The sequence below is a fragment of the Nitrogeniibacter aestuarii genome (assembly GCF_017309585.1).
GTDB lineage: Bacteria > Pseudomonadota > Gammaproteobacteria > Burkholderiales > Rhodocyclaceae > Nitrogeniibacter > Nitrogeniibacter aestuarii.
Genome location: NZ_CP071321.1, coordinates 3,634,720 through 3,658,961, shown reverse-complemented (window position 1 = coordinate 3,658,961; position 24,242 = coordinate 3,634,720). Strand labels below are relative to the sequence as shown.

Sequence of the window (24,242 nt, the reverse complement as noted above, 5' to 3'; positions counted from 1 at the left end):
TCGACATTCACTACTCACTTGGGAGGACGGACATGGACAGGCATGAGCACATCGCCGTGATCGGTGCGTGGCGCCGGCGGATGCGGGGGCATGGCATGTCACTGCTCGCGCTCCTCGCCTTGTTTGTGGCTCACCCCGTTCGCGCTGAAGCGGACCCGGTGGTGATCGGCGCCAGTCTGCCCCTGTCCGGGGCCGGGGTGATCGTCAATGGCGCCGCGCTGCGCGACGGACTGGAGGCCGCGGCGAAACAGATCAACGCCCGCGGCGGTGTGGGGGGGCGGATGTTGCAGGTCCGGGTGCTGGACGATGGTGGTGATCCGGAACTGGCCGCGCAGAACACCCGCACCCTGGTGGCGGACCCCGAGATGGTGGCCATGGCCGGCTGTCTGGGCGAAGCCGCCTGCCTCGCCATTGCGAAAGCCGCCGCCAAGGCAGGGGTGGTGTTCGTGGGGCCCGGCTCGGGCAATCCGGTGCTGTGCGGCCAGAATGGCCTGGCCTACTGCCTGAGGCAGGACTATGTGGCCGAAGCCGCCCGTATCTGCCGGGAGTTGCACACGATCGGCGTCAATCGCGCCGTGGTGCTCGTTGGCGATGCGTTTATCGCGTCGAAGGAACGTGTCATCGAGGCGCTGGGTGCCTGCGGGATTCGCATCGACGAACTCCCGCCGTCCGCGCTCGGCGCGAAGGATCCGGACCTGTCGGCCTACCCCGAGGGGAGCGGATTCGCGGTCTTCGGTGATACCGCGGACGCGCTGGCGTTCGTGAGCGCGGTGCGGCAGGCACGGCCCGTCGCGCCGGTGGCGGTGATGTCGTCTGTCCACCTGTTCGAGTGGCTGCAGCAGATTCGGGGGGCGCGTGGCGTGCTGGTGACCCACGGCGTGCCTGACCCGGACCTGCCGACGCTGGCGATCGTGCGTGACTATCAGACCGCCATGGAAACCTTCGTCACCGCCTACAGCCACGAGCAGTTCGAGGCTTTCGAAGCCGTCCAGGTGATTGCCCGCTTGCTGCGCCAGACCCAACCGATCGGGCGCACGACGCTTCGTACTGCGCTGGCGCGCACGGATGAACTCGACCTTGGGGGGCACGTGGTCTCGCTGACCTCGTCGGGCGAGGCGAGGGCATCGCGCGTTTTCGTGTCCCTCGTCAGCCCGACCGGACGTTTCATGCAGTAAGCCAGGTGCAAAGACGTTTTCTAAGGCGCGTTGCCCGGCAGGCGGACAACGCGGGAATCATGAATGGAGACCGCAGCAAAATGCATGTCCTGATACTTGGCAGTGGCGTAATCGGCGTCACGATGGCGTATTACATGGCTCGCGACGGCCATCAGGTGACGGTGGTCGACCGGCGGGAAGGGCCGGCTCTGGAAACGAGTTTCGCCAATGCGGGCGAGATTTCGCCGGGCTATTCAGCCCCCTGGGCGGCGCCGGGCATTCCGCTCAAGGCCATCAAGTGGATGCTGATGCATCACAGTCCGCTGGTCATCAAACCCGCCTTGGACCCCGCCATGTGGCGCTGGGCCCTGATGATGCTGCGCAACTGCACGAGCGCACGCTACCGGGTGAACAAGAGCCGCATGGTGCGGCTGGCGGAATACAGCCGCGACTGCCTGCAGACATTGCGCCGCGACACGGGAATTGAATACGACGAGCGCAGCCAGGGCACCCTGCAGTTGTTCAGGACCCAGAAACAGCTGGACGGGGTGGGCGCCGATGCGGAGGTCCTCAAGGAATTCGGCGTGGCCTTCCAGGTGCTTGATCGAGAGGGATATGTCCAGTACGAACCCGCGCTGGCAGCGGTCCGCGAGAAGTTTGTCGGGGCATTGCGCTTGCCCGGTGACGAAACCGGGGACTGCTTCAAATTCACCCAGGCGCTGGCGGCGATGGCTGAAGGTCTGGGGGTGGAATTCCGGTTCGGCGTCAGCGTTGACGGGATCGACGTTGCCGGCGAACGCGTTGTCGGGGTGCGCACCAGCGCTGGCGTGCTGCGCGCCGACCGGTACGTGGTGGCCCTGGGCAGCCATTCGCCGCAACTGCTCCGGCCGCTGGGGATCGATCTGCCGGTCTATCCGGTCAAGGGGTACTCGATCACGGTCCCGATTGCCGATCCGGCCATGTCGCCCGAATCGACCATCATGGACGAAACACACAAGGTGGCCGTGACGCGTCTGGGGGACCGGATTCGTGTGGGCGGCACGGCCCAGCTCTCCGGTTTCGATCTGACGCTCGATCCGGCGCGCCGCCGGACGCTGGAGTTCGTCCTCGGCGACCTGTTTCCCCACGGGGGCGATGTCGCCCGCAGCGAATTCTGGACCGGCTTGCGCCCCATGACCCCCGATGGCACACCCATCATCGGGCAGAGCGCCATCCCCAATCTGTTGCTGTCGACGGGCCACGGCACGCTCGGCTGGACGATGGCGGCCGGCACCGGCCGTGTGATGGCGGATCTGGTCAGCGGTCGCACGCCCGAGATCAGCATGGAAGGCCTGGGGCTCGAGCGATACCGGTGAGTGGCAGCAATTTCCTTTCAACCCATGGAGAACACGCAGATGAAATTGATTTCGACCGACAAGGCGCCGAAGGCGATCGGGCCGTACAGCCAGGGCACGGTGATGGATGGGTGGATCTTCACCTCCGGCCAGATTCCCCTGACCGCCGCCGGGGACAAGCGCGAGGGTGACATTGCCACCCAGACCGGGCAGGTGTTCGACAACCTCGAAGCCGTGCTGGCCGATCAGGGCGTGTCGCTGGCGCAGGTGGTGAAGGTCACCGTGTTCATGACCGACCTGGGCGAATTCGCCGCGATGAACGAGGTGTTTGCCCGTCGCTTCGGTGAGCACCGTCCAGCCCGTTCCACGGTGCAGGTGGTGGCCCTCCCGACCGGCGCGCGGGTCGAGATCGAGGCCGTCGCGCGCGCATGAGGTGCGCCGGACTCAAAGCCCGCGCCGCCATCCCCATGTGGCGTGCCCGGCGGTAAACACCACTTCGGTTTCCTGACGGCGGGGTGACCGGGGAGGTGGCGATGGCCAAGCGGGCGATCGTCACACGGACACCCCGCCCTTTTTTTTCCGCCGGTGCCCATGCGCCCGTGCCGTAAGTGTCTGCCGGGCCTCGGGGTTTCTGCCCGCTGTCATCGTTGGCCGACCGTGCCGATTTTGGCTAACAAAAGGGGCTTGCTGGGTATAGCTTTAGATAAAAGACAAACCCGTTCTCTGCCGACGCGGGATCCACCCGATTCCTTCGCCGGCACAAAAATGGAAACACCCCGCATGGAGATCACCGACAAGCTGGCTATACCGAAGGCGCCCGACAGTGCCGGGCCTTCGACCGAGTTGCGTCACGGCGCACTCGGGATCATGTTCATCGTGTTTTTCGTTGTATCTGCAGCCAGCCCGCTGAGCGTCGTTGCGGGCGGCTTTCCGCTCGGGATCATGCTCGGGAATGGCCCCGGGACGCCGGCGCTTGTCGTTGCCGCGCTTGTCCTGCTGCTGTGTTTCGCCGCTGGTTATACCGCCATGGCGACCAAGATCACCAATGCCGGTGGCTTCTATGCCCTGATTGCGCGGGGGCTGGGCGTGCAGGCCGGGGGGGCGGCGGCCATGATCGCGGTTCTGGGCTACAACACCCTGCAGTTTGCCCTCTACGGCATGTTCGGTGCGGTGGCCTCCGAGGCGGTCATGGCTCAGTTCGGCGTCGCGGTGCCCTGGTGGCAGTGCTCGCTGGTGGCGATGGCATCGATCGCCGTGTTCGGCTACCGGCAGATCGATTTCTCCGCCAAGGTGCTCGCCGGGTTCGTCATTGCCGAGTATGCGGCCATGCTGCTGCTGGATTTTTCCATTCTTCGCGTCGGGGGCGATGGTGGGGTGAATGCCCACTCGTTCGTGCCCAACAACGTGCTCAGCGGCAATCCGTCCATCGGGTTGCTGTTCTGTTTTGCGGCGTTCATCGGTTTCGAAGCCACGGCCATCTATGGCGAAGAGGCCAAAGACCCCCATCGCAGCATTCCCATCGCCACCTACGCCGCGCTGCTCATCATCGGCGGGTTCTACGCCTTTTCCGTCTGGTGTTTGCTCATCGGCGCCGGCCCCTACAAGGCGGCCGGCATGATCCTGGCGCTGGATGAACCCACCAAGTTTGTCTACATGCTCTCCGATCGCTATGTCGGCCCGACGCTGACAACCGTGCTGCGCGGCATGTTCATGATCAGTGTCTATGCTGGCCTGATCGCCTTTCACAATTCCATTGCACGCTATCTGTATGCGTTGGGCCGGTCGCGGGTCTTGCCCGGCATCCTGGGGCAGACGCATCCGCAGCACCGCAGCCCCCATTACGCCTCGATCGTCCAGTCCGTGCTGAGCTTGATCGTCGTCGGGTTTTTCGCGGCCATCGGTGCGGACCCGGTGCGGACCCTGTTTGCCTGGCTGAGCAATCTGGCCACGCTCAGTGTCCTGGTCCTCATGGTCATGACCTCGGCCGCCGTGTTCGTTTTCTTTCGACGGACCGAAGGTGGCCCCGGAATCGTCCGGGTGCGGATCATGCCGGTGCTCTCGGCCATCGGTCTGACGGCGGTGCTGGTGCTGGCGATCTTCCACTTCAACGCCCTGACCGGCGCGAGCAATCTGGTGGCGGCGGCCTTGATCGGCTTGCTTCCGCTGGCGGCCTGGCTCGGGGTCGTGCTGGTCAGACGCCTCAAGCGCAAGGACCCGGCGCGATATGCGCGGATCGGCGCGGACCACAGTTGAACGACTCTCACCCTGTTGCTGGTATCCAGATGAAATAGCCTCCGACGGCGCCGCTGCTTTTTGCTTCGAATCACCCTTGTGTCATGAGGGCGTGTGGGTGCTTTTCGGCACCCCCGACCTCGCCGTATTCCTCTTCCCTCCGCGCACTGCCTCTTCGGTGCGTCGCTCCGACGTGCGTCTCTGACGCACGTCTTTTTTTATTCCGATGGGGTGTTGTCGAGGTGCCAATTTCGGCTAACGATGCCTGCGCTCCGTGTCCGATGCTGGTACCGCAACGTGAACCTGCCCCGAGCCTTCGGTAAGGCGGGCGGTTCCTCAACGCTGAACCACGGAGATTGCAATGAGCTACAGCGAATCACGTTTCTGGCATCCGATGATGCACCCTGCCGCGATGAAGGGGCGCTCTCCGCTGCGGATCGTGCGCGGTCGGGGCTGTCGCGTGTTCGATGCCGATGGCAACGAGTTCGTCGATGGTGTCGCCGGCCTCTGGAACGTCAACGCCGGGCACGACCGGCCGGAAATCAAGACAGCCATCGTCGAGCAGATGAACACGCTCGAGTATTACCAGACCTTCGATGGTGTCTCGAATCCGCGGGCCGAAGAGCTGTCTGCACGCATGATCGGCTTGCTCGACACCGAAGACATGGCGCGGGTATTGTTCAGCTCGGGCGGGTCGGATGCCACGGAAACCGCCCTCAAGATGGCGCGTCAGTACTGGAAAGCCTGCGGGCAACCGGAGCGCACGAAGTTCATCTCGCTGAAGGAGGCCTACCACGGCAGTCACTTCCTGAGCGCCTCGGTCAACGGAGCGGCGGTCTTCCGCCGCAACTACGAACCCCTGATCAGCGGCTGCTTCCAGGTGCAGAACCCGTGGGTCTATCGCAATCCCTTCACCCACGATCCGGAGGAACTGGCGCAGTTGTGCGCCATGCTGCTGGAGCGGGAAATCGAATACCAGGGGCCCGATACCGTGGCGGCGTTCATCGCCGAGCCGGTGCAGGGTGCGGGCGGTGTGATCGTACCGCCAGCCAGCTACTGGCCACGCGTGCGCGAAATCTGCGATCGCCATGGCGTCTTGCTCATTGCCGACGAGGTGGTGACCGGCTTCGGGCGCACCGGCAGCCTGTTCGGTGCCCGTGGCTGGGGCGTCAAACCCGACATCATGTGTTTCGCCAAGGGCCTGTCGTCCGGTTACGTGCCGCTGGGCGCCACCACCTTCAACCGCCGGGTGGCAGACGCGCTTGAAGGCAGCCCCGATTTTTCGGGCGCCATCATGCACGGCTACACCTATTCCGGGCACCCGGTGGGCTGCGCGGCCGCGCTGGCTGCCATCGACATCGTGGTGGATGAAGACCTGCCGGGCAATGCGGCGCGTCAGGGCGACTACCTCATGGAATCGCTCCAGCCCTTCGTCAAACGCTTCGAGACGATTGGCGAGGTGCGTGGCAAGGGCCTCATGATGGCCATCGACCTGGTACGCGACAAGACCACCCGCGAGCCGATCGATCCGATGTCGGGCTACGCCTATGCCGTGGCCGAAGTGGCGCGCAAGCATGGCGCGATTGTTCGCCCGGTCGGGACCAAGATCATCCTGTCGCCGCCGCTGGTGATTCAGCGCGAAGACATCGACCGCATCGTCCAGGCCCTCGACGCCGGCTTTACCCAGACCCCGTTCACGGCATGAGGCCCGTGCGCCCGGCCGCACTGGCCGTCGGGCGCCATCGCGCCTCGGCCGATACGGGCCGACGCGCCCCCAAGTAGGAGAGATCAACATGTCACATCAAGAAGTGCCCAACGCACTGCGCACCCTGAATCTGATCGACGGTCAGTGGCGTGAAGCGTCCGGCGGCGCCTGGTTCGACAAGTACGAACCCGCCAATGGCCGGGTCATGGCACACATTGCAGCCGGCACGGCGGCCGATGTGGATGCCGCGGTTGCCGCAGCACGGCGTCAGTTCGATGGCGGTGAATGGTCGACCATGCCCGGTGCCGAACGTGGTCGTCTGATGCACCGGCTGGCGGATCTGCTCGAAGCGAATGCCGACGAGTTCGTCACGCTGCTGGCGCGCGAAGGCGGCCGCGTGGTCATGGAGCCGCGCATGATGGACATCCCCATGGCCATCGATACCCTGCGCTATTTCGCCGGCTGGGCCGACAAACTCGAAGGCCGCCAGATTCCGACGGCGGGCTTCATGGGGCAACCGACATTCAACTACACCGTGCGCGAGGCCATTGGCGTGGCCGCGCTGATCGTGCCCTGGAACAATCCGATGCTGATCGGCGTCTGGAAGCTGGCCCCCGCACTGGCGGCCGGTTGTACCGTGGTCATCAAGCCCTCGGAAGATGCCCCCATCGGGCTCACACGGCTCGCCGGTCTGGCCACTGAAGCCGGATTTCCGGCGGGTGTCATCAATGTGGTCAACGGTCAGGCCGAGGTGGGGCAGGCCCTGGTCAGTCACCCGGGCGTCAACAAGATCAGCTTTACCGGCAGTACACCGGTGGGGCGTGCCATCGCCGCGGTGGCCGGCCCGCAGTTCAAGCACCTGACGCTCGAGCTCGGTGGCAAGGCACCCCAGATCATCTTCGAGGATGCCTTGCTTGAGCGGGCGATTGGCGGAGTCGCCATGGGGCTGTTCGCCAACCAGGGGCAAACCTGCGCCGCGGGCACGCGCGTCCTCGTGCACCGCTCGCGCTATGAAGAGGTGCTGCACGCGCTGGCCGGCGCCGCGCGTTCATTGAACGTGGGCGATCCACTCGATGGGCACACGCAGATGGGTGCGTTGATCAACGCGCGTCACGCCGATCGCGTCAAGGGGATGATCCACGCCGCACGGGAAGCGGGCGCACGGATGTTCGCCGGTGACGAAGCGGTGCCGGCAGAAGGCTACTTCGTCCGGCCAACCGTGTTCGGACATGTGTCCCCCGACGCCGTGATCGCGCGAGAGGAAATCTTCGGCCCGGTCGGTGTGGTCATGCCCTTCGATACCGTCGATGAAGCGGTGGCCCTGGCCAACGATACCCAGTACGGCCTGTCGGCCACGCTGTGGACCAATTCCGTCGGCCAGGCACACAGCGTGGCCGCGCGCCTGCGCGTCGGTGCCGTGGCCATCAACGGGTGGAGTCCGCTGGACGCGCGCTTGCCGTGGGGCGGCGGCAAGGACAGCGGCATGGGCCGCGATCTGTCCCGCGTGGCCCTGGATGCCTACCTGGAAGAGAAGGTGGTCTCCCTCGTCATGTAGTCCCCCAACGGGACACCGTCAGACAGACCGTCACAACAGCGACAGGTGAGGCCACCCTGTCGCTGTTGGCCGCCAAACATTCCCCCGGTTCGCCCCTCGACCCATCACCCCTGAACAGGACGCCGGTCGAAAACATCGCCATCGGCCACGCGGGCGACCACCCGCAACCGCTGAAAGACCCCTTCTATTCGCGACAGACGCCAAAGCATGCGTGCCATCCCACCCGGCGTGACTTGCATCGGGCGACCGTATCCACCAGTTACCGAACGCCACGAATGGATTTCATGTCCAGCGGCACACCCCCCAGCGATGACGTACTTGTCGTGACGAAACCCCTGTACGTTCCGTCGGCTGCATCCGGTTGGGACACCGCAAGGCTCCCTGACTCGGCTGTGAACTGTTTGATGACCTAAGCTCCCCTGCGCCTCAGCCGCAACCTTCGGTCGGAATAGGGCATTCGAATGCAAGGCGAAATAGCCAGATAGCATTGCGCCGCAGGTTGCGCCGAGGCACTATGGACATCGTTCGAGACAAGGCCCTTCCGTGACGTTTTGGGATCGTGCCCAACGCGCACCTGAGCCCCTTTGCTCCGACGGGATAGCCTTCACGATTTAGGAGGCACTAAATGGAACGAGTTCGTTGAAAGAGAAAGGTTTTTCGCCTAACTGTGAACATGCCCTAAGATTAACGACGGGGCGTTTTCCGTCGTTTAGGATGTCTATTTATAGTTGGGCGTAAATGTATGAAGGTCTCGGTGCAGAACGGATCTAGACACGGCCTTAGCCGTACGGATGCAGAGACGATAGTTCGACTCTTGCCGCCATCGCTCCGTAATGCAGCCAAGTCACTCGTGCTCTACGCAACCACAGAGCCCTCTGTCAGAGTTACCTATCACCCGAAGGAGCAACTTATCGGGCTCCACTGGCCTTTGGCAGGCGACTCCTCCGTTACGAAATCAGAAGCCATAGATGTGCTCTTGGTTTCGCTATCTATCATCGTCGAACGTGGTGATCTGCCAGAGCGGGTCAGCCATTCACTGCGGTCGCGGCATCTTGAATATATTGCCGCGCTACATAAGGAATGTGAGTACGCATTGTGCCTTGCGTAACGCGCAACAATACGTTCGTGTGGGACCGTCCAAAATGCTGCGCATTTTCGCCGGTCCCACAACTCCACCGTTAGACCTTGAACTTATACACAGGACACCTGAAATGAACGTCGTCCGGACACTTGTGGTGGCACTTGCTCTGCTAGTCGCGTTTCCCGCCATTTCGGAGGTTGGAGAAACAGACGTTATTGATGCAATTGCGACAAAACCCGGCAACCATCGGGCCTTGCTTTTATTGCATCAACAACGCCCATGGAGCACGACTTCCGTTGAATTATTACGAAAAAAACTAGCGTTCTACTCAGCGGCCATCAGCACAAAAAGCCTCGTGAAACAGCACTCTCAGCTAAATGAAAAAGAGTTGCGTGTTGTCGTTCTTTATTCAGAGTCGCCAACACCAGATGCGGTTAAACTATTACAAACAGCTAAGACAGAGTTTCAGTCTTTTGGTGCCTCCTTGGTGTGGGGCACACGACAACAGCTAGGTGAGCTAGCTGAAAAACCATGATTCAATTCCACTGCCATCACATCAATAGGTCTAACGATCGCTTCGAGAGGGACGCAAAAACAGTTGGCTTTGCCGCCTGTCTCCGTGTCCCTCAAGCTGAACGTTGGGCGTAATTCGATGGTTCGCGTCCGGATCGACCTCCCGATTTTTTCGTCTCCCACTATTCCGTTGGGCTATGCCGACGGCGAACTGGATGTCTTGGAGCTCCCGAGAGAGGGTGAGGTGTTCCCCTGGCCAGTGGGGGTGCGTTCGGAAAAACCAGAGTACTTTTCGGACCTCCAGAGTACGGTCTGGAGTGTTTCCGCACCTGGGGCTGCGGGTCCGCTTGCGCTCGTAACGCTGTATGGCATCGTAATGCCGTCAAGGAACGAGGCGCTTGAGTGTTCTCGGTATCTGGAACAAACGCTGGGGCTGGTTTTCAATGAGCACTGAATTTGCGCCTTCGCCCAACAATACGTTCGTGTGGGACCGTCAAAAAAGCTGCGCATTTTTTCCTGCCCCACAACTTCAACGTTATACGTATGAAAACGTCATCGGAAAAAACTAGGTCTGAAGTGCGCCGGCGGAATTTAGCCAGCCACATGAATCAGACCAAATGGTCCGAGGTCTTGCCTCAGCTGAAGCCCCTGTCGGTTCAAGTACGGTTGAAGTGGTTCTTCGACTCATCTCCTGGAAGCTGGAGCGGTAGTTATCTGCTACCCGTGGATGGATATTTCGAAGAGACTAGTTTTGGCCCTATCCCATTTAGAGAAATCGAATGGTTGGAGTTACGAACAAATAATTTGGAGGCTCTGGAAGGAACTCTAATCAGCCTGAATATCCCCTTTTCGAGAGAAGGTAACCACTTAAAAATATGGGGTTATTCGTCTTTCGGAGTAGACTTCGTATAACCCGTGCATCAAATTCGTTCCGGCCCGCTGGGCCTCCACCGGACGCCCTGGCCGGGCGCCGTTTTATGCAAGCGTTAGCCAGTATGCCTAGTACCGATTCAACCGTTGAAACCTATCTCTTCAGGGCGCCCACTCCGGAAGAGGTGGATGCGCTCGCTACCATCAGCGCAATTAGTTTTGGTCTCGCGCGAGTTGCTTTTTTTTGCGTGGTTGTTTCTGCGTCAATGGTCGCCGTGAAAACCAAGTTACCCGGTAGTTACTGCGTGCTCCTTGGTGTTCTCCTCCTTCCAGGGTGGTGGGGGCTTGAGCGGTATTATGGCGGCAGTTTCGAAATGACATTCGGGCCAGCGGCATTGTTGGTGTCTGCTGTTGTTTACTCGGCGTTCGCGGTGCTATTTTCGATTGGCTTTGTACGCATGAGCTTTTGTTTTGTCCGGCGGCCGCCTTCGAGAGAATCGAATGGCTAACAATTACGTCAAGCCGCCCTTCGGGCCGGGACGCGCCGCGCCCCTTATGGTTGTCGTTATGCCTCAGGAATGACCCGTGGCGCGGACCGATAAACTCACCAAGTTGGTTGCCGTGTTCGACCAGTTTCACGACGCAATCGCTCGACTAGACGATCCGAAAGCACAGCGCCTTGTTGAGAACTGGGCAGGGATCCGGCATCAGTACGTAGCGCCCACAAGCGCACCTCGCTCCGCATTCGCTGCCGGCATGGAGCAAGGCCTTCGTGAGACGCCGATGCTGTTGCAGTCAATGCCTCCCGAGGCGCGAAAGATTGCTTTTCAGGCACTAGCCTCGGCAACTTCAACTCACTTCCCGGATTTCCTGGCCAAAGACAACAAGCGGCTTGCCAAGATAAAGGAGCGTGGTTCTATCCGCGGTGAAAGAGAGTTCCATCTGGTTCGTCATCACATTGATCTGTTGGAAGGTGAGCCAAGTCATGCCGAAGAGTTGAAGGCTCTGTATGCGCTGGCCTACAATTTTGAGAGTCTAGGCGCGTGAGGCAAAACCCGTCACTCCACCAGACCGCCTTCGGCGGCCGGTGAATTCCAACGTTAGTGCGCAAATGCATATGGGTCTTCGCCTCCTAGCTCTTGCGGTCGTTGCAGTCTTGGCCTTCATCGCCAATGCATACGCTCAGGATATTTGGTCTGCCTTACTCTTCCCGCTCGTCGTTCCTCGCCCGTACAGCGAGATGGTGAGCGCTGCAATCGTCGGTGCGCTTGCAGCCGCCGCTGTTTCAGCTTTCCCGCTGGCCAGGATTTTAGGCTCAAAGGCCTGGATTGGCGGGCTCATTGTTGCCCTCCCAGTCATTCTTCTCAGGGCGCCCGAAATTGGCGCCCACGATAGTAGTTATGGGCCACCAATCTCCAACATGGCTTGGATTGAAATCCTGTCGTATTCAATTGCTGTTGTTTGCAGTGCGTGGTTGCTGTCGCGTCACTCAATAGGGAGGGAAGATGCGCGCTAACAAATCATTCGAGCGGACCGCCTTCGGCCTCTGCTCACTTTCACGTTGGGCGTCTTCATGCTGAGCTTCGAGTTCGAGCCACCAACTGAATCTACCTGCACATGCTGTGGTGGTCACAGCACAGCACTTACTCGATTCGTTTATCGCGACGGCGATGCGTACGCTATCTACTACGCACGGTTCTCCGCTAACCACCCCGAACACACCGTGATTGCAACTGTCAGCGTTGGCGACTGGGGAGAGGGAGCTACACCCGGGAACAGAGTTGCTTTCGCCTTCGAAATTCGCTCCACGGAAAGCGAATACCAAGTCAGTCTAATTGATGCAGAGTTCTCACCGTGGCGCGACGCTAAAGTCATTGGCCGCACTCTCGACAGAAGCGAGGCGCTCGTACATCCAATGGTGAAAGAGGTGTTCCATATCGCAGACCATATGGTCACCGACGACCCAGTTATTCAGGGCTATCTCAATGGAACGTAATGCAACGCCCTACCAATCATTCCACCGGACCTGGTGCGGCAAGCCGCACCAGGTCCGGTGAATTCAAACGTTGGGCGTCGTGTCCAGCCGATTCCTTTCTGCCGGTTAGTTGAAATATTTCTTGGAACTCGTGATGCTCGCCTCAATCAAGGTCTTGGATGTTGTAAAAACGGTGTGTCTGTTTGCCATCCTGGCCAACGTAGAGATTTACGCAACTGCTGCCACGGTAAAAATTGTTGCAGAAAGTCCAGTCTTGGCCAACGCGAAGATGACAGAAATCGAGCGCAAGGGCTCAATCTACTTGGGCCAACATGTCATTGGTTTTGTAGGGGACTCGGTCGAACTCGACAACGGGGTTCACTACATTTCGCTTGATGCTCCCAATGACTACATCTTCGACTTTTCCATTTCAATTAGTGATAATAACGTCACCGTGGACGGAGTAAGAATCCACCAGAAGAATTGCAAACCTGAATTAAAAGCTGTTTGGGCCGGCCCGACGGTAACGTCAAATAAGGATGGGGCTGTCACGCTTGTCTTGGCAACGCCGCAATTCGGTGCGCCTACCGGAAATGATTGGTGCACAGGTCCTGTTGTCGTGCCTTGCGAACGGCGAAGAGTTACACTTGACCTCCAAACATCGCCACCCGGTGCAGAAATCTGGATCGATGGTAACAAGCAGTCAATGCGAACAAACACGCTCGTCGAAACAGAATTGGAAGTCTGCGACAACATGGTTGATGTTCTGCTTCGCCTTCCCGGCAAGACAAATTGCAACAGGAAAGTGCCCCTTCTTGGAACTTCGTCTATAAGAATCAATTGTGTCTTTGTTGGGGTTGCTGCTCAGTGATTTATATTTTCTACTTCTCCGTTGCAATTGTGGTTAGCCATTAGGAGAAATAATATTCCGCGGTAAGTCGAAAGATGCCAGCACCAAACCCCAAGAGCCAACTGGCACTCCTGCTATTTTTTGGGGAGCGAGTGATCGAATGATCTGCTGCAAGGGTATCACTGGCGAAGGCGATGAGTTCAACATTACGAGCCATCCAAAACTTCAAGATAGCGGTTACGTCGCAATGCTTGAAATTTCCTCACCCGATGAAGAGCAAGGAGTTTTTATTCACGCCTTTTACAGCGGACATTAGTCATTTGCAGTAAGTCCATCAAGTGAAGAATCAGATAACATCCCAGCGTGGGGCGTCGTGCGTGAGTGGGGAACGGTGAATTCTCACTCTGAAACGCTGAAAATTTATTGCCCAAATAGCTCTAGCGTTAAGGTCATTGATCGCATTGAAGTAAATGGCTAACAATTCCCTTCACTCCAGCCGATCGTCAATAGCTGGTTGATTTGAAAGCAGCTGATATAAATCCTTGGGCGTACTAAATGATCCCTACACGAGCTTCCCTTCCCGACGATGCCGCGGAATGGGGGCAGACAAACGTATCGCTGCCTCGGTTGAAAAATGATTCACCTTCATCGTGTCCAGAAACCATTGACGAGATCATGGCTTATATTCGTCTCGAGTCGAGTGACGTCGACGATGCAAAGGGTGAGCGCTTGTCCTTTCTGCGAACAGCTCTGGTGGAGAAGGACCAGTACTGGCTTTGGCGATATATGGAATCAAACGACTCTGAATGCTACGTCGTGTTCCGCATCAAGGCCGACGGCTCGTCAGATCTGGGACTCTCCGAAACAAATGGTCTCGCACCAGAGCACTATCTACTCGCTGACTACTACAATGAAATCTATTGGCCGTAGGCCCAACAACAAGTTCTAGCCTATGACAATCAGCCTTCGAACTCCTCATATTCCAGTCGGTATAGCGCTTGACGAGGCCTTAGCCATCTTGCAGCAATTCGGTCGCCCCGCTCGTGAAGATGCCGAACACGAGTATTGCTATCGCGTTGAAGCGCCACTGTTTGAGCTAGCTATGTATCGGGACGGGGAAAACGTCCGGTCGGTGTGGTACGACGACTTTACCCAAAGAGAAACCGACGAATGTCGAACTAAAAAGTGCGCGCATACCTCGCACGCTACGGCCCGCTTAGCGACTGGGAGCTTCGTCTACACAATGGGTGGATGCATTACTGGTTCAATCCCACAGCGCAGGCACAGATGATTTATGGACTGCACAAAGATGTCATTCGATTTAATCAGTATGACCAAAACCGCGTCTAAGATGCGCTTTGCAAGGGGGTAGCCAAAAAGGGTGACGCTTTCGCGTTGTGCCGCGGTATTGCTAAGGCTGAAGTTATCTGGAGCAGTAGGAATAGAGCTGGTTTCCCTGCATCCATGGGTTCCAATGGAGCTAGACTAGTACTATTTTGGTCGTCCGAGGCGCGCTCTTAAAATTATTTAAAATGTACCTACTTATATTGGCTTTACTCCACTTGCTATTGAATGGTCAATATTTTGTGGCGCTGGCTTCCCGGACTAACTAAAGATGAGTTGCTGATCAGTGTTAGCTGGTCGGCAGGAACTGCTGGGGCTATGAAATTCCACCGCTTAACGTGCAGCGCGGCATTGAGACCTTGCGTAGACGCACCTAGAAATATAGTCGGTTCCAGCTGCGGCTTCTCCGGTTTGGCGGCTCCTTCGGTACGACCCTGCCAGCCTCCATGGGGTGCCCAAAGCTGCGCTTTTTACCCCACCCCTGAATTTAACCTTTATGTGTAAGAAGACAGCATGGGCATTGATGAATTCTGGAAGTTGATTGGCGACGCTCACCAAAGGTCACAAGGCGATATGGATCGCAAATGCGAGCTTGTTCAGAAGGCCGTCGAGTCAATGTCACCAGGAACAGCGGCAGCGTTCTCAACGCATTTCGACGAATCGATGAATCGCGCATACACGTGGGGCTTATGGGGTGCCGCATATGTCATAAGGGGGGGCTGCGGCGATGATACGTTTTCTGATTTCCGAGCCTCCCTGGTCTCGCGAGGGCAAACCGCCTTTGAAAAGGCCGTAGCAGATCCCGATTCACTGGCATCTGAAACATACGACGAAGATGCTTGGTTCTATGAAGGGTTTGAGTATGCTGTTCGCGAGGGCGTGGTAGTTGCCATTTCACCTCACGAATCGACCGGTGTCCCGGTGCCCGACGAGCCAATAGGCGAGCCGTGGGAGGAGAGTGTTGAGGTGTTAAAGGAGCGTTATCCGCTGCTTTGGGCGAAGTACGAGAAAATGTGGGCAGCGCAAAGCGGCGCGCATATTGAAAAGCCGAAGCCTTGGTGGAAGTTTTGGTGATGGTGATGCTCCATCACATGGTGTTCAAGTCGTTCGCGATGCTCCGTGGAACGACCAGCAGTCCGCAGCTTATTGGGTGTGGCTTCCTACCCCCAACAGCGCTGCGTGCTGGCCGCCCCCTGACACGGCGTTGGGCGTCGTAGAGGAGCTGCACTTTGCTGGGCCTTGAAGATACTCGTTGGTCGGAATTGCAACACGCTTATGGCGCGGCTTCGGATATCCCCGCGTTGTTGAGACAACTCTCCGATTTACCTTCCTCCGAGAACGACAATGAGCCTTGGTTTTCCCTCTGGAGCGCCTTGGCGCATCAAGGCGATGTCTACTCGGCTTCTTTCGCAGCAGTGCCACACGTGATCGAGGCGCTCGCCTCTTCCCCATTGAAAGCCGATTGCTCCTATTTTCAATTTCCGGCCTGGGTTGAAGTGTGCCGTGCCAAGAAGGGTGTTTCGGTTCCTGACGACATTGCTCCTGCCTACTTTGAGTCTTTGTCTCGTCTGCCTGCGCTCGTGGGTTCGGCTGCCGCGCGCCAGTGGGATGAAGGGGTTCTACGTTGCGCGCTGTCAGCGGTTGCCGCGGCGAAGGGACAACCCGCAGTTGCCGAAGCAGTGCTGGAGCTGTCACCCGAGGTGGCGAGCGCATTCATGGAGTGGTTCCATGAGCGCTGAAACGCCCAAACCGGTCGTCGATTGGGTCTGCGCGAACAGCTGCGCAGGCGGCTCTTTTCTAACCTGCTATTCAGGCAGTGACGTCTGACAACTCATTTCAAGCGGCCATGGGTCTCTTCATTAACTGGACCTGATCAATGGGCGCGAAGACCTGGATGCTCGTACTTGCGGACTCGAATCCACGCGAGGCGCTTGCCGCAAAGCCTCAGCTGGATCGCGAGAGACCTCGACGCTGGCGGCCGCGCTGTTTCCCGGCGAGAAGCTCGAACCGCTGGGGGAGGGCGATCTTTCCTTCACCTGCCCGCCCGATGGAGAACTCCATATTGGCTGTTTTCCCGGTGTTTCCGTCGTTGCGGCGAAGGAGTTCGGTATCGACTATCCGTCCAGGCTCCCGGCGCACTTCATCGCGGCTGGCGGCCATGGTGTTGTGACGCTTCACGCCATGCACAGCGTTGTTGATTGGTTTGCGTATGCCGTGTGGGCGGACGGGAAACTGGTGCGTTCCCTGAGCCTGTCTCCGGACAGCGGCGTCATGGAAGACATCGGGCCGCGTTTGCCTTTCGAAGAGCCGTACTGGTTCGGGGCGTACCCGGCCGTTGATGACGACGAAGCCCCAGAGGCTTACCCGCTTCCGTTTCACCCGCTCGACCTGGGCGAGGCCGCGCTGAAAGACCGTTTTGGCTACCAGCTTGAGGGATTCGTCGATCCTTCCCTGCTAGCGCCCGAGTCGATTCCGCTGGTGCGCTACAAGCGCTCCCGGTCACCGTGGTGGAAGCTCTGGTGACGATGCCGGGAGAACGGCCGCGATTACTGGACGCTCCGGGCCGGCTTGCGGCCGTGGAGTGTCTCTGAGGGTAGTTCCTGGAACATCTGCTTGTATTCGGCGCTGAAGCGGCTGAAGTGCCAGAAGCCCCAGCGGGCGATGACGTCCTGCACCTGGGTGGAGTCGGTGCCGGCGGCTGCCAGCAGGTCGCGTCGCGCACCATTGAGACGCAGCAGCTTGAGGTAGGCGACCGGGTTCATCTGCAGCGTGTCCTGGAAGGCGTATTGCAGGGCGCGTCGTGACACTCTCAGCGCACGGCACACGTCCATGATCTGCAGCGGCTCGTCCACATGTTCGAGCACGAATTCGCGGGCCCGGCGCATGAGTTGTATCCGGCTCTGCTCCGCAAAGGACGGCGGCGGTGGATCGATGTGTTCGAGTACGACCGGGGTGACGGCTTCGAGCGCGGCCTGTTCGATGGCAGCCCGGCTCTGGGCGAATCCGAGCACGGTGGGGTTGTTCGAGCACGCCTCGAAGAGGGTGCGGACCTTCTGCGCCGCGCGGGCGGAGAGGTCGAGGTTTTCGACCAGCAGCCAGTTCTTGCGCAACCAGTCGCTCGATTCGATGCCTTCGGCTTCCCACAGATACTGGTTCAGCTTGTCCCGGTCGATGGCCATGACCAGCAGGGTCATCGGCGGGGTGACTGCGTCGAGGCTGCTCTCGCCACGGAACACGGTGATGTTGCCGCGGTACTTGCGCCCGTTGAAGATGCCCTCGTCACGCATGGACTGCCCCATACCGAAGACATAGGAATTGGGCCAGCTGGTCCCGCACTGGTGCGTTGTCGCATTGCCGCATTCCGAGAAAATCTGAAGGCCCGACAAGCGGACCTCACGAGATGCGCAGCGATATTGACCCGGCGATAACTGGGTGTAATCCATGTGCCAGCCATCGAATGCCTGGGCATTCGTGTCGGTGGCGAAGTGTTCCTGAATCTGGATGGCGGGGGGGATGGGCGCGACGCCGTGACCCGCCACGGCAAGGTGCTGGTGGTGCATCTCTCTGTCTCCTGCTTCGGTCCGTGGCCCGCAAACAGAGGCCATGGCTGTCTCGCTTAAGCGAGATTCGTTCCATGTACTTTGAGCGCCCTTCGCATTGAATAGCAAGGACTTTTTTTGATGCGGCGCACACTGGCGGTGCATCTCGGGTGCCTTGCGCTACATGGTGGTGCAGGCGTTCAGCGCCTCGCGGAGAGCTCGCTTCATGCGGTCCGTTTGGCGTGCCAAATTCGGATAACGCGCCCCGATCCGCTTCCCTAAAGTCGTAGCCGTACTAGAGCTTGCCGGTCTTGCCGTCACCGACGGTCAGGCACGGACCAGAAGAGTCCGGGTTTGCGCAAGTCCGACACTGAGACGAACCCAAGCAACTGGAGAGGCTGTAATGAAGAGAAACGAAATGAGATCGCTCATGGTGCTGGCAGCGGTGGCGATGACGGGCAACCTTCATGCCGCTGAGGCGAGCCTTCTGGGCCCGGGGCTGACGCCGCTCGGTGGCGAGGCCGCTGCAAACAAGGATGGTTCGATCCCAGCGTGGGCGAGCGAGCAGGTGCTGGCCGATGGCTGGAGCTACGGCAAGCCGCGCGGGGACTTCTTCAAGTTCAAGGACGAGAAGCCGAAATTCACGATCGACGCGTCGAACGCCGATACCTATGCAGACCGCCTGACCCCCGGGCAGCGGGCCCTGTTCAAGCAGAAGCCGGACTACAAGATGGAGGTCTATCCGACCCACCGCTACTGTTCCGCGCCGGACTTCGTGCTGGAGAACACCAAGCAGAACGTGACCGAGGGCAAGATCGCGGCCGACGGCTGGAGCCTGGGTGATGCCATCGTGCCGGGCATTCCGTTCCCGCAACCCAAGTCCGGTCTTGAAGTCCTGTGGAACTCCAAGATGCGTTATCTCGGGGTTGGCATCGTCTTCCCCAGTCTGTGGACCATGCTCAGCCCGCGCAAGGGGGCTGACGACTGGATCGAGGCCGAATCGACCCAGACGATCTACTACCCCTCGGGCGAGAAGGGCTCGCGCCGGTTCTCCGAGCTTCAGCCGATCGAGTTCTATACCTACTTTGCCTACCTGTCGCCGACCGCTCTGGCCGGCCAGGCGCTGTCGATCATCACGTACAGCAACAAGGGCAATGACACCTTCTATTACTTCCCGGGGCAGCGTCGTGTCCGCCGCATGCCCAGCTACGCCTACGATGCGCCGCAGATCGGTTTCGAGAACCAGTACACGCTGGACGAGCCGCGCATGTTCAACGGCACTCCGGACCGCTTCGACTGGACGCTCAAGGGCAAGAAGGAAATCTACGTCCCGTACAGCTCTTTCGGAATGTATGACTCAAGCGTGGAACGCCACCAGGTGATGACCCCGAACGGGCCGGTCAGCGCGGCGCGCCGCTACGAGCTGCATCGCGTCTGGGAGGTGGAAGCCACCGTCAAGCCGGGTGTTCGCCATGTGGCACCCAAGCGCACGTACTACTTCGATGAAGACTCCTGGGTCATCGTCGCGGCGGAGGACTACGACGCCCAGGGCAATCTGTGGAAGGTGCGCGAGAGCTACACGATTCCGGTGGCTGAAACCGGTTCCTGCGATGGATCGGCCTTCGTGCAGTACGACCTGGCCTCCGGCCGCGTGGTCTATGACCAGGGCTCGCTCGGCGCCAAGCCAATGAAATGGGCCGTCGAGTCGGGCGACAACCCGAAACTCTCGGCCGACTTCTACACCCCGGACAACCTGCGGGCCGTCAGCGCGCGCTGAGGCTGGTTTTCGACCACGTCATCCGATGGTGCCGTCTGCCCGGCAGCGCAGCGGCACGAATCCTACAGGGAGAAGAACATGATGCACCCGAAAATGTCCCGCATGGCTCTGGCGCTTTCGCTGGCCATTGCGGTCCCCGGCCTGGCTCACGCTTTCAATTTCGACATGGGCGAGGTGACCGGCTCGCTCGATTCCACGGTCACCCTCGGTTTTGGTATCCGGACGGAAGATCCAAGCTGCAGGCTCACCGGCGACACCTCTAGCTCCTGTGGTGCCAGTGCCAACACCGCCGTGTGGTCGAATGCCGACGACGGCAACCTGAACTACGACAAGGGCGATTTCTTTACCTTGAACCTCAAGGGTTCCCACGAGCTGTTGCTCAACCTGCCCAACGACTGGCGCTTTCTCGGTCGTATCGGCTGGCTGCACGATTTTGCCGCCGACGAGACGGCCCGCACCGATCTGGACAGCGAAGCCAAGCGCTATGTGGGTGACTATGTCCGCCTCTACGATCTGTGGGTGAGCAAGCAGTTCAGCCTGGGGGGGCAGCGTGCCCGCGTCAGGGTCGGTAATCAGGTGGTGAGCTGGGGCGAGAGCCTGTTCATGTTTGGCGGCATCAACTCCAACGTGGCCATGGATCTGCAGCGCCTCTCGTCGCCCGGCGTGCAACTGAAGGAGGCCTTTCTGCCCTCACCGATGGTCAGTTTCGCCACCGGCCTGGGCAACGGCATGAACCTGGAAGCCTATTACCAGTTCAAGTGGCGCCGGTATGAGTATCCGCCGGCGGGCACGTATTTTTCCCAGGGCGATACCTTCGATCGCGGTCGCGACAAGCTGCTCTGCATCGGCACCGACGCGGCCAACATCTCACGCCTGAGCGGCACGCCGCTCGATCAGGTGAAAGCCAATCTCAGAAACGGCGGAAGCTACCCGGCCTATGGCAACTTCGGCGCACAACGCGTCCTGAAGGACGATACGCCGAAGGATTCCGGGCAGTTCGGGGTGTCGCTCAAGTTCCGCCCGGAAGGTTGGGATACCGACTTCGGCATCTACTACCAGCGCTATCACGACAAGACGCCGAACGTGCAGTACTGGAACCCGGGGGCCACGACCACCCGCATGACCTTCTCGGAAGATCGCGAGCTTTACGGCTTGAGCGCCAATACCACCCTGGGGAACTGGGCGGTCGGTACCGAGCTGTCCTATCGGCCGAAGGATGCGGTGTCGGGCAGTATCTGTCTGGACGCCAATGGCGCGCCGGAATTCGGCGTCGAGTGCAACAGCGCCATCGACAACGAGCGCTACCAGTGGCACCTGACCGGTATCCTCAGCCTGACGCCGGGCGACCATGGCTGGTTTCTCGACGCGGTCGGTGCGCAGACCGGGACCTTCCTGGGTGAAGCGGTGGCCATCAACTATCCGGGCGTCAATTCCGGCAAGGCCTTCAACCGCACTTCCAATGGCGTGAGCTATCGGCAGCTGCCGGCAGCCGGGGCATGGACCTACAGTGATGCCTCGGGCAACGTGAAGGGCGTGGGCGATGCCTTCTCCTGGGGCTACATGTTCGACTTCAGCCTGACCTACGACAGCACGGTCATCCCCGGCTGGCAGGTCATCCCGGGCGTGTTCTTCTCGCACGGGGTCAAGGGCAACACGCCTAACTTCGTGGCCAACTGGATGGAAGGCGCCAAGTCCGCGAGCTTCTATGTCCTGTTCAACCGCAACCCGATGACCTGGCAGGCGGGTATCAACTACGCCAAGTTCTGGGGCGGCGATTACTCGGTGAGTGCGCCGTTCCGTGACCGCGACTTCATCGGCGGCTTCATCTCCCGCAACTTCTGACCGGTGGATCGGCGCCGGGTCCGCAGGGGTCCGGTGCCGGCCAGTACCGAGAGACAAAGGGCATCATGTTCAATCCATTTAGCGTGGCCGATGTCGACCAGTGGTTGACGCGTTTCCTGCTGGGGCTGGAGCGCATCCTGTTCCGCTGGCGCTGGACGATTCTCGGCCTGCTGGTCGTGTTTACCGCCGTCATGGGATGGTATGCACTGCAGCTGCGCATGGAAGCCGGTTTCGAAAAGCAGATGCCGGTGGGCCACGAATACATCCAGACCTTCAACGACTACCGCAGCGACCTGCTCGGCGCCAACCGCCTGACCTTCGTGGTCAAGGCCCGCAACGGCACGATCTGGAATGCCGAAGGGCTGACCCGGCTCTACGAGGTGACCAAGGCGGTCACCTTCCTGCCGAACGTGGATCGGCTGGGGGTGCAGTCATTGTGGACACCGAACACCTTCGTGAACGAAATCACCGAAGAGGGCTTCCGCGCCGATCCGCTCATTCCGGGCACAGTGACACCGCAGGATCTCTCGCCCGATGTGATTGCCGGTATCCGGCAGGCGACCGGGCAGGGCGGTTTCGTCGGCACCCTGGTCTCGCGCGACCAGACGAGTGCGATGATCACGGCCGAACTGCTCGAACGCGATGCCTCGGGCAACAAGATCGATTACGTCGCCTACAACAGCGAGCTGGAAGCCCTGCGGGCCAGGTTCGAGGACGACGACTTCCAGATCCAGATCATCGGCTTCGCCAAACAGGTGGGCGACATTGCCGACGGGGCCTCGGCGGTGCTCGAGTTCTGTGCCATCGCCCTAGTGCTCACCGCGCTGGCGGTGTACTGGTACTGCCACTCGGTGCGCTTCACCATCTTGCCGATCGTATGCTCCTTCACCTCGCTGGTGTGGCAGTTCGGCACGCTCAAGCTGCTCGGCTACGGGCTCGACCCGCTGGCCGTGCTGGTGCCGTTTCTGGTGTTCGCCATCGGGGTCTCCCACGGCGTGCAGCAGATCAACTTCATCGTGCGCGAGCTGTCCCACGGCAAGACGACCGAGGAGGCGGCACGGGCGAGTTTCACCGGGCTGCTCATTCCCGGCACGCTGGCGCTGGTGACCGCCTTCGTCTCCTTCATCACGCTGGTGATGATTCCGATCCCGATGGTGCGCGAACTGGCGATCACCGCCTCGCTCGGCGTGGGCTACAAGATCGTCACCAACCTCGTGATGCTGCCGCTGGCCGCCTCGCTGTTCCACTTCACCAAGGAATACGCCGACAAGGCCATGCTCAAGCGCGAGCGTCGTGCCCGCTGGCTGCGCACGCTCGCCCGCGTGGCCGAGCCGCGCAACGCCGCGGTGGCCATCGCGGTGACCCTGGTGGTGTTCGGGCTGGCCGTATGGCAAAGCCGCGACCGTGTGGTGGGCACGCTGCAACCCGGTGCGCCGGAGCTGCGCGCGGAAGCCCGCTTCAACCAGGATGCGGTGTCCATCGCCGGGGGGTACGACACCGGGCTGGACTGGCTGAGCGTGGCCTTTGCCACCGCGCCGGGCGCCTGTGAGAACGTGGCCATCGGCATGTACCAGGATCGGTTCGTGGCTCACATGCGTCATGTGCCGGGCGTGCTATCGGTGCAGTCGTATGCCGACCAGCTGCGCCTGTACAACGAGGGCTACAACGAAGGCAATCCCAAGATGGCGGTCATCCCGATCGATTCGGCCAACTACGCGGCGTTGTCGGCGGAGATCGGCCGCCTGCGCGGCTACATGACCAAGGACTGCTCCATGACCGCGGTCCATCTGTTCCTGACCGACCACAAGGCGAGCACCATCAACTCGGTCATCGCGCGTATCAAGCAGTTCCGGGTGGATAACCCGCTGCCCGGCGTGACCATCCGGCTGGCGGCGGGCAACGCGGGCGTGCTGGCGGCGATCAACGAGGAGGTCGAGCATTCCGAACTGCCCATGATGCTCAACGTCTATGCCGCCATCGTCCTGCTGGTGGCCCTGGTGTACCGCGACTTCCGGGCGGTGATCGCCTGCTGCCTGCCGCTGACGGTGGGCACCTTCATCGGCTACTGGTTCATGAAGGAGCTGCAGATCGGCCTGACCGTCGCCACCTTGCCGGTGATGGTGCTGGCGGTGGGCATCGGCGTCGATTACGCCTTCTATATCTATAACCGCCTGCAACTGCACCTGGCCGGCGGCGAACCCATCGTCAAGGCGCTCGAACACTCCATTCTGGAGGTCGGTACGGCCACCATCTTCACGGCGCTCACGCTGGCCGTCGGCGTGGCGACCTGGATGTTCTCCGCGCTCAAGTTCCAGGCCGACATGGGCAAGCTGCTGGCCTTCATGTTCATGGTCAACATGGTGATGGCCATGACGGCGCTCCCGGCGCTGGCTGTGTGGCTTGAAAAACTCTTCCCGCGCAAGGGCCCGGTCAAGGCGCCGGGCATCCTGGCCCATTGAATGGAGGGCGCA

The 24,242-nt window shown here is 60.2% G+C and carries 20 protein-coding genes; 19 read left to right on the top strand and 1 reads right to left on the bottom strand.

What is annotated here, in order from left to right:
• Positions 1-32: 32 nt before the first annotated feature.
• From J0W34_RS17005 to J0W34_RS22330, 16 genes are all read left to right on the top strand, one after another.
• Positions 33-1,175 carry an ABC transporter substrate-binding protein gene (locus J0W34_RS17005; protein ID WP_230969578.1) on the top strand — a complete coding sequence of 381 codons (1,143 nt, stop codon included), beginning with the start codon at positions 33-35 and terminating at the stop codon, positions 1,173-1,175.
• Positions 1,176-1,255: 80 nt separating this feature from the next.
• On the top strand, positions 1,256-2,509 hold the full coding sequence (locus J0W34_RS17000; protein WP_230969577.1) for a D-amino acid dehydrogenase: 1,254 nt from the start codon (positions 1,256-1,258) through the stop codon (positions 2,507-2,509).
• A gap of 39 nt (positions 2,510-2,548) precedes the next feature.
• Positions 2,549-2,920, top strand: a complete 372-nt coding sequence (locus J0W34_RS16995; RefSeq protein ID WP_230969576.1) for a Rid family detoxifying hydrolase — start codon at positions 2,549-2,551, stop codon at positions 2,918-2,920.
• A gap of 348 nt (positions 2,921-3,268) precedes the next feature.
• A complete protein-coding gene (locus tag J0W34_RS16990) occupies positions 3,269-4,741 on the top strand; it encodes an APC family permease (protein WP_230969575.1) in 1,473 nt (490 codons plus the stop codon).
• Positions 4,742-5,081: 340 nt separating this feature from the next.
• Entirely contained in the window at positions 5,082-6,425 is a 1,344-nt protein-coding gene (locus J0W34_RS16985) for an aspartate aminotransferase family protein (protein WP_230969574.1), read from the top strand.
• Positions 6,426-6,513: 88 nt separating this feature from the next.
• Positions 6,514-7,980: an aldehyde dehydrogenase family protein gene (locus J0W34_RS16980; RefSeq protein ID WP_230969573.1), complete on the top strand. Its 1,467-nt coding sequence runs from the start codon at positions 6,514-6,516 to the stop codon at positions 7,978-7,980.
• A gap of 1,211 nt (positions 7,981-9,191) precedes the next feature.
• Positions 9,192-9,596 (top strand): DUF6572 domain-containing protein, encoded by a 405-nt coding sequence (locus tag J0W34_RS16975; RefSeq protein ID WP_230969572.1) that lies wholly within the window; start codon positions 9,192-9,194, stop codon positions 9,594-9,596.
• 521 nt (positions 9,597-10,117) lie between these two features.
• Positions 10,118-10,486, top strand: coding sequence for a DUF6678 family protein (locus tag J0W34_RS22335; protein WP_407941103.1), 369 nt, complete (start codon positions 10,118-10,120; stop codon positions 10,484-10,486).
• A gap of 543 nt (positions 10,487-11,029) precedes the next feature.
• Positions 11,030-11,491: a hypothetical protein gene (locus J0W34_RS16970; RefSeq protein WP_230969571.1), complete on the top strand. Its 462-nt coding sequence runs from the start codon at positions 11,030-11,032 to the stop codon at positions 11,489-11,491.
• 109 nt (positions 11,492-11,600) lie between these two features.
• A complete protein-coding gene (locus tag J0W34_RS16965) occupies positions 11,601-11,960 on the top strand; it encodes a hypothetical protein (RefSeq protein WP_230969570.1) in 360 nt (119 codons plus the stop codon).
• Between the two features lie 57 nt (positions 11,961-12,017).
• On the top strand, positions 12,018-12,440 hold the full coding sequence (locus J0W34_RS16960) for a hypothetical protein (protein WP_230969569.1): 423 nt from the start codon (positions 12,018-12,020) through the stop codon (positions 12,438-12,440).
• Positions 12,441-12,561: 121 nt separating this feature from the next.
• A complete protein-coding gene (locus J0W34_RS16955; protein WP_230969568.1) occupies positions 12,562-13,290 on the top strand; it encodes a hypothetical protein in 729 nt (242 codons plus the stop codon).
• Positions 13,291-13,824: 534 nt separating this feature from the next.
• Entirely contained in the window at positions 13,825-14,199 is a 375-nt protein-coding gene (locus J0W34_RS16950) for a hypothetical protein (protein WP_230969567.1), read from the top strand.
• 927 nt (positions 14,200-15,126) lie between these two features.
• Positions 15,127-15,687 carry a DUF4240 domain-containing protein gene (locus tag J0W34_RS16945; protein WP_230969566.1) on the top strand — a complete coding sequence of 187 codons (561 nt, stop codon included), beginning with the start codon at positions 15,127-15,129 and terminating at the stop codon, positions 15,685-15,687.
• Between the two features lie 155 nt (positions 15,688-15,842).
• Entirely contained in the window at positions 15,843-16,352 is a 510-nt protein-coding gene (locus tag J0W34_RS16940) for a hypothetical protein (RefSeq protein WP_230969565.1), read from the top strand.
• Between the two features lie 124 nt (positions 16,353-16,476).
• Positions 16,477-17,136: a DUF6928 family protein gene (locus J0W34_RS22330; RefSeq protein WP_407941176.1), complete on the top strand. Its 660-nt coding sequence runs from the start codon at positions 16,477-16,479 to the stop codon at positions 17,134-17,136.
• Positions 17,137-17,159: 23 nt separating this feature from the next.
• On the opposite strand, the gene J0W34_RS16925 is transcribed toward J0W34_RS22330, so the two are convergent.
• Positions 17,160-18,173 carry a helix-turn-helix domain-containing protein gene (locus tag J0W34_RS16925; RefSeq protein ID WP_230969562.1) on the bottom strand — a complete coding sequence of 338 codons (1,014 nt, stop codon included), beginning with the start codon at positions 18,171-18,173 and terminating at the stop codon, positions 17,160-17,162.
• A gap of 382 nt (positions 18,174-18,555) precedes the next feature.
• Here J0W34_RS16925 and J0W34_RS16920 point away from each other — a divergent pair, with 382 nt between their 5' ends.
• From J0W34_RS16920 to J0W34_RS16910, 3 genes are all read left to right on the top strand, one after another.
• On the top strand, positions 18,556-19,929 hold the full coding sequence (locus J0W34_RS16920) for a DUF1329 domain-containing protein (protein ID WP_227816280.1): 1,374 nt from the start codon (positions 18,556-18,558) through the stop codon (positions 19,927-19,929).
• A 78-nt stretch (positions 19,930-20,007) separates the two neighbouring features.
• Positions 20,008-21,771 carry a DUF1302 domain-containing protein gene (locus J0W34_RS16915; RefSeq protein WP_230969561.1) on the top strand — a complete coding sequence of 588 codons (1,764 nt, stop codon included), beginning with the start codon at positions 20,008-20,010 and terminating at the stop codon, positions 21,769-21,771.
• A gap of 65 nt (positions 21,772-21,836) precedes the next feature.
• On the top strand, positions 21,837-24,230 hold the full coding sequence (locus J0W34_RS16910; RefSeq protein ID WP_227816282.1) for an efflux RND transporter permease subunit: 2,394 nt from the start codon (positions 21,837-21,839) through the stop codon (positions 24,228-24,230).
• Positions 24,231-24,242 lie beyond the last annotated feature (12 nt).

What these genes read in the sequence shown, in the direction of transcription:
- J0W34_RS17000 (WP_230969577.1), top strand. Translation starts at nt 1,256, where the DNA reads ATGCATGTCCTGATACTTGGCAGTGGCGTAATCGGCGTCACGATGGCG.
- J0W34_RS16960 (WP_230969569.1), top strand. Translation starts at nt 12,018, where the DNA reads ATGCTGAGCTTCGAGTTCGAGCCACCAACTGAATCTACCTGCACATGC.
- J0W34_RS16950 (WP_230969567.1), top strand. Translation starts at nt 13,825, where the DNA reads ATGATCCCTACACGAGCTTCCCTTCCCGACGATGCCGCGGAATGGGGG.
- J0W34_RS16975 (WP_230969572.1), top strand. Translation starts at nt 9,192, where the DNA reads ATGAACGTCGTCCGGACACTTGTGGTGGCACTTGCTCTGCTAGTCGCG.
- J0W34_RS16990 (WP_230969575.1), top strand. Translation starts at nt 3,269, where the DNA reads ATGGAGATCACCGACAAGCTGGCTATACCGAAGGCGCCCGACAGTGCC.
- J0W34_RS16980 (WP_230969573.1), top strand. Translation starts at nt 6,514, where the DNA reads ATGTCACATCAAGAAGTGCCCAACGCACTGCGCACCCTGAATCTGATC.
- J0W34_RS17005 (WP_230969578.1), top strand. Translation starts at nt 33, where the DNA reads ATGGACAGGCATGAGCACATCGCCGTGATCGGTGCGTGGCGCCGGCGG.
- J0W34_RS16985 (WP_230969574.1), top strand. Translation starts at nt 5,082, where the DNA reads ATGAGCTACAGCGAATCACGTTTCTGGCATCCGATGATGCACCCTGCC.
- J0W34_RS16920 (WP_227816280.1), top strand. Translation starts at nt 18,556, where the DNA reads ATGAAGAGAAACGAAATGAGATCGCTCATGGTGCTGGCAGCGGTGGCG.
- J0W34_RS16910 (WP_227816282.1), top strand. Translation starts at nt 21,837, where the DNA reads ATGTTCAATCCATTTAGCGTGGCCGATGTCGACCAGTGGTTGACGCGT.
- J0W34_RS16925 (WP_230969562.1), bottom strand. Translation starts at nt 18,173, where the DNA reads ATGCACCACCAGCACCTTGCCGTGGCGGGTCACGGCGTCGCGCCCATC.
- J0W34_RS16915 (WP_230969561.1), top strand. Translation starts at nt 20,008, where the DNA reads ATGATGCACCCGAAAATGTCCCGCATGGCTCTGGCGCTTTCGCTGGCC.
- J0W34_RS16945 (WP_230969566.1), top strand. Translation starts at nt 15,127, where the DNA reads ATGGGCATTGATGAATTCTGGAAGTTGATTGGCGACGCTCACCAAAGG.
- J0W34_RS16995 (WP_230969576.1), top strand. Translation starts at nt 2,549, where the DNA reads ATGAAATTGATTTCGACCGACAAGGCGCCGAAGGCGATCGGGCCGTAC.
- J0W34_RS22335 (WP_407941103.1), top strand. Translation starts at nt 10,118, where the DNA reads ATGAAAACGTCATCGGAAAAAACTAGGTCTGAAGTGCGCCGGCGGAAT.